General features: G+C 71.5%; 2 protein-coding genes. Both read left to right on the top strand.

The window, feature by feature from the left end; all coding sequences use genetic code 11:
* On the top strand, window positions 1-3534 hold a 3534-nt coding region (locus CCN72_RS33210), incomplete at its 5' end, for a non-ribosomal peptide synthetase (RefSeq protein ID WP_143664284.1).
* A gap of 38 nt (window positions 3535-3572) precedes the next feature.
* Window positions 3573-7734 (top strand): amino acid adenylation domain-containing protein (locus tag CCN72_RS33205; protein ID WP_279630305.1); only part of this gene is annotated, 4162 nt, incomplete at its 3' end.

Here is a 7734-nt window from a genome sequence, read left to right as displayed (position 1 = left end):
TTCGACCTGTTCTTCAGCCTCACCGAACGGCGCGGCGCCCACGGCGAACCCGAGGGCATCACGGGGGCCGTCGAGTACTCCAGTGACCTGTACGACGCTCCCACCGTCCAGGCCCTCTTCGACCGCTGGGTCCGGCTGCTGGACGCGGCCACCACCCACCCCGACCAGCCACTCGGCACGATCGGCATCCTCTCCGACGAGGAACACCGGCAGAGCGTCATCGAGTTGAACGACACGGCCCTGACCCTGCCGGGCGTCTCCCTGGGAGAACTCTTCACGCGACAGGCGGCCAGGACTCCGGACGCGCCCGCTGTCACGGACCGGGACACCTCCCTGACGTACGCGGAACTCGACGCCCGCGCCGACCAGTTCGCTCATGAGCTGATCGTCAGGGGAGTGCGCCCCGGTGACTCCGTCGCCGTCCTTCTGCGGCGTTCCGTGGCGACGGTGGTCACCGTGCTCGCGCTGACGAAGGCCGGCGCCGTCCATGTGCCGCTCGACGAGCGCTACCCGGCCGAGCGCATCCGCCACGTCCTGACCGACACAGGCGCCTCACTCGTCGTGACCGACGAGTCCTCGCGGTCGAAACTCACGTCGCTGCCAACGGACTTGCTCGTCCTCGGCAGTGCCGCAGGGGAGGGCGAGTACGAGGCACCGAACGTGGCTGTCGCGCCGGACGATGCGGCGTACGTGATGTACACGTCCGGTTCGACCGGCGTCCCGAAGGGGATCGTGGTCAGCCACCGCAATGTCGTGGCGCTGGCGCTGGACCCTCGTTTCGACGGGCGGGCTCATGAGCGGGTGTTGCTGCACTCGCCGACCGCGTTCGACGCTTCGACCTACGAGTTGTGGGTGCCCCTCCTGAACGGTGGGACCGTGGTGGTCGCCCCGGCCGGTGACCTGGACGTTCCTGCGCTTCAGCAGGTCATCGGCGAGCAGTGGGTCACCGCGTTGTGGCTGACCAGTTCCCTCTTCGACGTGGTCGCCGACCACGCCCCCGAATGCCTGGCCTCGGTGCGGCAGGTGTGGACCGGCGGAGAAGCCGTCTCCGCCACCTCCGTGCGACGTGTCCAGGAGGCATGCCCCTCTCTGATGGTGGTAGACGGGTACGGGCCGACGGAGACGACCACCTTTGCCACCTGCCACCCTGTCACCCACCCCTACAGCGGTGGTCCGGTCGTGCCCATCGGCCGTCCGATGGCGAACATGCGCACCTATGTCCTGGACGCCGGACTGCGTCCCATCGTGCCCGGTGTCACCGGTGAACTCCACATCGCGGGTGAGGGATTGGCCCGTGGCTATCTGAACCGTCCCGGCCTCACCGCCGAGTATTTTATCGCCGACCCCTACGCCCCCGAGCCCGGCGGCCGGATGTATCGCACCGGCGATCTGGTACGCCAAAGCCCGCGCGGAGAACTGGAGTTCATGGGCCGCGCCGACCATCAAGTCAAGATCCGGGGGTTCCGGATCGAGCCGGGCGAGATCGAGGCCGTACTCACCGACCACCCCGACATCGCCCAAGCCGCCGTTCTCGCCCAGGCCGCCGTCCTCGTCCAGGAGGACCAGCCCGGCAACACCCGCCTCATCGCCTACGTCGTCACGGACACCGACACATCACCGGAAGACCTGCGTGAGTTCGCGCGCCGACGGCTGCCGGACTACATGGTGCCGTCCGCGTTCATCACGCTGGAGCGCCTGCCGTTGACGGCCAACGGCAAGCTCGACACCGCCGCGCTGCCCGCCCCCGCCCCGGTCGTGCCGGTGGAGGCGGGGAGCCGTGAGCCGCGCACCGCGCGCGAGCGGCTGCTCGGCGAGTTGTTCGCCCAGGCGCTGGGGGTGGACCGGGTCGGGTGCGACGACGACTTCTTCGTCCTCGGCGGGGACAGCATCGTCTCGATCCGCCTGGTCAGCCTGGCGCGTTCGGCGGGTGTCGGATTCGCGGTGCGAGACGTCTTCGAGCAGCGGACGGTGGCCCAACTCGCCGAGGTCGCCGACGAACTCGCCCCCGCGGACGCGGATTCCGACGACTCCGGCACCGGGACGGTGGAGCCGACCCCGATCATGCGCTGGTTCGACGCACGCGGCGGCGCGATCGACGGGTTCCACCAGGCCATGCTGCTGGAGGTGCCGGCCGATCTCGGTGAGAAGCGCCTCGTCTCGGCCGTACAGGCGCTGGTCGACCACCATGACGCGCTGCGGCTGACCCGGGCTCCGGGCGGCCCGGACACCGGACCGTGGTCGCTGGAGGTCGGACCGGTGGGTTCCGTGACGGCCTGCGACCTGGTGCATGTCGTGGACGTCGGCGGCGTCGACATCGACGAGGCGCTGGTCCGCGACCAGGTGAAGGCGGCGGCCGCCCGTCTGTCGGCCGAGCGGGGGCCGCTGCTCCAAGCGGTCTGGTTCGACGCCGGACCGGTCCGCCCCGGCAGACTGCTGTTCCTGGTCAACCATCTCGTGGTGGACGGCGTGTCCTGGCGCGTCCTCCTGCCGGATCTCGTCGCCGCGTGGGAGGCGGTCCGGCTCGGCCGGCCGGCCGAGCTGGAGCCGGTGGCCACCTCGCTGCGCCGCTGGGCGGGGCTGCTGGCCGCGGAGGCCCGCCGACCGGGCCGCGCCGCGGAGGTGACGTTGTGGGCCGACCTGCTCGCCGCCGCCGACCCGCCGCTCACGGTCGGCCGGCTGGATCCCGTACGGGACACCGTGGGCCGGGCCCGTGACCTCACCCTCTGCCTGCCGCCCGACGTGACCACCCCGCTCCTGACGACGGTGCCGACGGCCTTCCACGCCGGGGTGGACGACGTCCTGCTCACCGCCCTCGGCCTGGCCGTCGCGCAGTGCCGCCGGAGCCGGGCCCGCGGGCGGCACACGGCGGTGCTGGTGGACGTGGAGGGGCACGGGCGCGAGGAGCTCGTCGACGGCGTGGACCTGGCACGCACCGTGGGCTGGTTCACCTCGCTGTATCCCGTCCGGGTCGATCCGGGTCCACTGCTCTGGGAGGACGTCGTCGGCGGCGGCCCGGCCCTCGGACCGGCGCTGAAACGGGTCAAGGAGCAGCTGCGGGCGCTGCCCGACCGGGGCATGGGCTTCGGTCTGCTGCGCCACCTGAATCCCGAGACCGGGCCGCAGCTGGCCGGGCTCGCCGTGCCCCAACTCGGATTCAACTACCTCGGCCGCTTCCCCTCGGCGGGGACACCGGTGGTGCCCGGAAACCCCGCGTGGACCGTGGCGTCGGAGACGGGTCTGCTGAGCGGCGCCGATCCGGGGACCGCGCTGGCGCACGGGCTGGAGGTCAACTCCATGGTCCGTGAGACCCCGGACGGACCATGGCTGGAGGCCGTCTGGACATGGGCTCCCGATCTCTGGCCCGAGCACCACGTCCGTGAGCTCGCCGAGCACTGGTTCCAGGCGATCCGCGGCCTGGTCCGGCACGGCGACCGGTCCGGCACGGGCGGCCACACCCCCTCGGACTTCCCCCTGGCCGAACTCAGCCAGCACGACATCGAGCAGCTCGAAGCCGCGTGGAGGATTCAGAAATGACGCCGTCCGGCCTGGAAGACATCCTTCCGCTCACTCCCATGCAAGAGGGGCTGCTGTTCCACTCCCGCTACGAGCAGGACGGGGCGGACGTCTACGCCGTACAGCACGTCTTCGACGTACGGGGTGCCCTCGACGCGGCGCGCCTGCGGGCGGCGGTCCGCGCCCTGCTGCGGCGGCACCCGAATCTGCGCGCCGGGTTCCGGCAGGTGGACTCGGGACAGACCGTGCAGCTGATCCCCCGCCAGGTGGAGCTGCCGTGGGAGGAGTCCGACCTGTCGTCGCTGCCCGCCGCCGAGGCGGAGGCGGAACTGGCCCGGATCGCCGCCAAGGAGCACGCCCGCCGCTTCGACCTGGCCGAGCCACCCCTGCTGCGCTTCTCCCTGGTGCGGCTGGCAGCGGAACACCACCGGCTGATCATGACCACGCATCACATCCTGCTCGACGGCTGGTCGACGCCGATCCTCGTCCGCGAGCTGACCACGCTGTACGGCAGCCACGGCGATGCCGCCGCGCTGCCCCGGGTGACCCCGTACCGGCAGTACCTGGGCTGGCTCGCGGGACAGGACCGGACGGCGGCGGACGCCGCCTGGCGCGAGGCGCTCGCCGGCCTGGAGCAGCCGACCCTGCTCACTCCGGTGGATCCGACGCGGGCCGCCCGGATGCCGGAGCGCCTCACCGTCGAACTGGACGAGGACCGTACGGCGGCGCTTGCCGACTGGGCGCGCCGGCAGGGCGTGACCATGAACACCGTTCTGCGGGCCGCCTGGGGACTGGTGCTGAGCCGGCACACGGGGCAGGACGACGTGGTGTTCGGGACCGTCGTAGCGGGCCGCGACCCACAACTGCCCGGCGTCGAGGCCATGGTGGGCCTGTTCATCAACATGGTGCCCGTCCGGGTCGCACTGGACCCCGCGCGGTCGCTGCGGTCCACCGTCACGCGTCTCCAGGAGGAACAGACGCGCTTGACCGTGCACCACCACCTCGGGCTGGCCCGCATCCAGCAACTGGCCGGTACCGGCGACCTCTTCGACACGGCCATGGTCTTCGAGAACTACCCCTGGGACGAAACCGGTGAACTGCCGGACACGGAGTTGCGGATCGCCCCCGACCTCGGCCGCGGGCGGGACGCGACCCACTACCCGCTCACCCTGATCGCCGCCCCGGGCCGACGCCTCTACCTCCGCCTCGACTACCGCGACGACCTCATCGACCGGGACACGGCTGTCGGGCTCCTCGACCGGCTGACCCGGGCGCTCACCATCGTCACCGCCGACGCCGAGCGGCCGACCGGGCGGATCGACCTGCTCACCGACGAGGAACGCGCCACCCTGTCGGCCGTCCCCGACGGGGTTCCCCGGACGGCGGGGGCAACCCTGCCGGGGCTGTTCGAGGCAGCGGCCGACAAGACCCCGGACACGCCCGCGGTGGTCTGCGACGGGGCCACCCTGACCTACCGGGAACTGGACGAGCGGGCGAACCGGCTGGCCCATCTGCTCACGGCCCGCGGCATGGGCCCCGAACGCGTCGTCGCCCTCGCGCTGCCCCGCTCCGCCGACCTCGTCATCGCCGTCCTCGCCGTCCTCAAAGCCGGTGCCGCCTACCTCCCCCTCGACCCGGAATACCCCCACGCTCGTCTGACCCACATGGTCGCCGACGCCCGCCCCGGGCTTCTCCTCACGACCACGACGGCGGGGTCTGACCTCCCCGCGGTGCCCGGCACCCCCGTTCTGTTCCTGGACGCCGCGGACGCCTCCGCCGACCTCGCCGACCGGCCCACCCACAGCCCCGTCATCGCCCTCGCACCCGACCACCCCGCCTACGTCATCTACACCTCCGGCTCCACCGGACGACCCAAGGGCGTCGTCATGCCCGCGGGCGCGCTGCTGAACCTTCTGGAGTGGCACCATGAGGCGGTCGGCGGCGCACCGGGCACCAGGACCGCGCAGTTCACGGCGATCAGCTTCGACGTGTCCGCGCAGGAGGTGCTGTCGGCCCTGCTCTTCGGCAAGACGCTGGTGATCCCCGCCGAGGACGTCCGGCGTGACGCGGCCCGGTTCGCCGCGTGGCTGGACCAGCACCAGGTGGAGGAGCTGTTCGCGCCGAACCTGGTGCTGGAAGCCCTCGCCGAGGCCGCCGTCGAACAGGGCCGGACACTGCCGCGGCTGCGTACCGTCGCCCAGGCCGGTGAGGCGCTGACCCTGAGCCGCGCGGTCCGTGACTTCCACCGGTCGGTGCCCGGCCGCGCGCTGTACAACCACTACGGCCCCACCGAGACGCATGTGGTCACGGCCCACACCTTGGGCGCGGACCCCGACGACTGGCCGGTGTCCGCACCGATCGGCCGGCCGATCGCCAACTCCCGTGCCTATGTGCTGGGTTCCGGGCTTCAGCCGGTGCCACCCGGTGTGGTGGGGGAGCTGTACATCGCGGGCGCCGGCATGGCCCGCGGCTATCTGCACCGCCCTGATCTCACCGCCGAGCGCTTCGTCGCGGACCCCTATGCCCCCGAGCCCGGTGCCCGGATGTACCGGACCGGCGATTTGGTGCGCCAAAGCTCTGACGGCGTACTGGAGTTCATGGGCCGGGCCGATCACCAGGTGAAGATCCACGGGTTCCGCGTCGAACCCGGCGAGATCGAGGCCGTGCTGACCGGGCACCCCGACATCGCCCAGGCCGCCGTCCTGGTCCGCGAGGACGACCCCGGCAGGCCCCGCCTGGTGGCCTACGTGGTGGCGCGGGACACCCTACGGCCGGACGACGTAAGGGAGTTCACGCGGGAACGGCTGCCCGAGCACATGGTGCCCTCGGCCGTCGTACCCCTGGAGGGCCTTCCGCTGACGGCCAACGGCAAGCTGGACCGTGCGGCGTTGCCCGCGCCCGAGTCCGCCTCGGACGGGTCGGGGCGGGCGGCGCGTACGCCGCAGGAGCAGATCGTGTGCGATCTGTTCGCGCAGGTCCTCGGGTTGCCGCGGGTCGGGGTGGACGACGACTTCTTCCATCTGGGCGGTCACTCGCTGCTGGCCACCCGGCTGATCGCCCGGATCCGGGCCGCCTTCGGCGTCGAGATCGGTCTGCGCACCCTCTTCGAGGTCCGGACCGCCGGCGCGGTGGCGGCCCGCCTCGACACCGCGGGGCCCGCGCGGCCGGCCCTGACCAGGCAGCCACTTCCCGACCCCGTCCCGCTGTCCTTCGCCCAGCGCCGACTCTGGTTCCTGCACAAGATGGAGGGACCGAGCGCCACCTACAACATTCCGCTCGTCCTACGGCTGACGGGCGAGCTGGACCCCGAGGCGCTGCGGACAGCCGTGGACGATGTGGTGGCCCGGCACGACAGCCTGCGCACGGTGTTCCCCGAGACCGAAGGCACCCCGCGTCAACACGTCCTCGACTCTGTCACCGCCGAACTGCCCGCGACCGAGATCACCGAGACGGAGCTGCCCGCCGCCCTCACCTCCGCGTCCCGCCATCTCTTCGACCTGTCCATCGAACCGCCCCTGCACGTCGAGCTGTTGCGCCTCGCACCGGACCGGCACGTCCTCCTGCTGGTCCTGCACCACATCGCGGGTGACGGCTGGTCGCTCGGTCCGTTGGCTTCTGATCTGGCGCGTGCTTATACGGCGCGGGTGCGGGGGGAGGCGCCGGGGTGGCCGGATCTGGCGGTGCAGTACGCGGATTACACGTTGTGGCAGAACGAGTTGCTGGGTGACCAGGATGATCCGGACAGTCTCTTCGCGACGCAGATCGATTACTGGACAAGGGCGTTGGCGGACTTGCCGGACCAGTTGACGCTGCCGGCCGATCGTCCGCGTCCGGCGGTGATGTCCTATCGCGGGGACTACGTCACGGTCGGCATCGACCCGGCGTTGCACCAGCGGCTGACCGACCTCGCACGGTCGACGGGCGCCAGCCTCTTCATGGTGTTGCAGGCCGGACTCGCGGCCCTCCTCACGCGCCTGGGCGCGGGTCGGGACATCCCTCTGGGCAGTCCGATCGCGGGCCGTACGGATCACCGTCTCGATGATCTGATCGGGTTCTTCGTGAACACGCTTGTCCTGCGCACGGACACCTCGGGCAGTCCGACGCTGACCGAGTTGATCGCCCGGGTCCGTGAGACATCGCTGGCCGCGTACGCCCACCAGGACGTGCCCTTCGAGTACCTGGTCGAGCATCTCAACCCGACCCGTACGCTCGCCCATCACC

The sequence above is a fragment of the Streptomyces murinus genome, from assembly GCF_002154555.1.
Lineage (GTDB): Bacteria > Actinomycetota > Actinomycetes > Streptomycetales > Streptomycetaceae > Streptomyces > Streptomyces murinus.
Note: the sequence above shows the minus strand (reverse complement) of the source record. Positions and strands in the feature narration are given on the sequence as shown.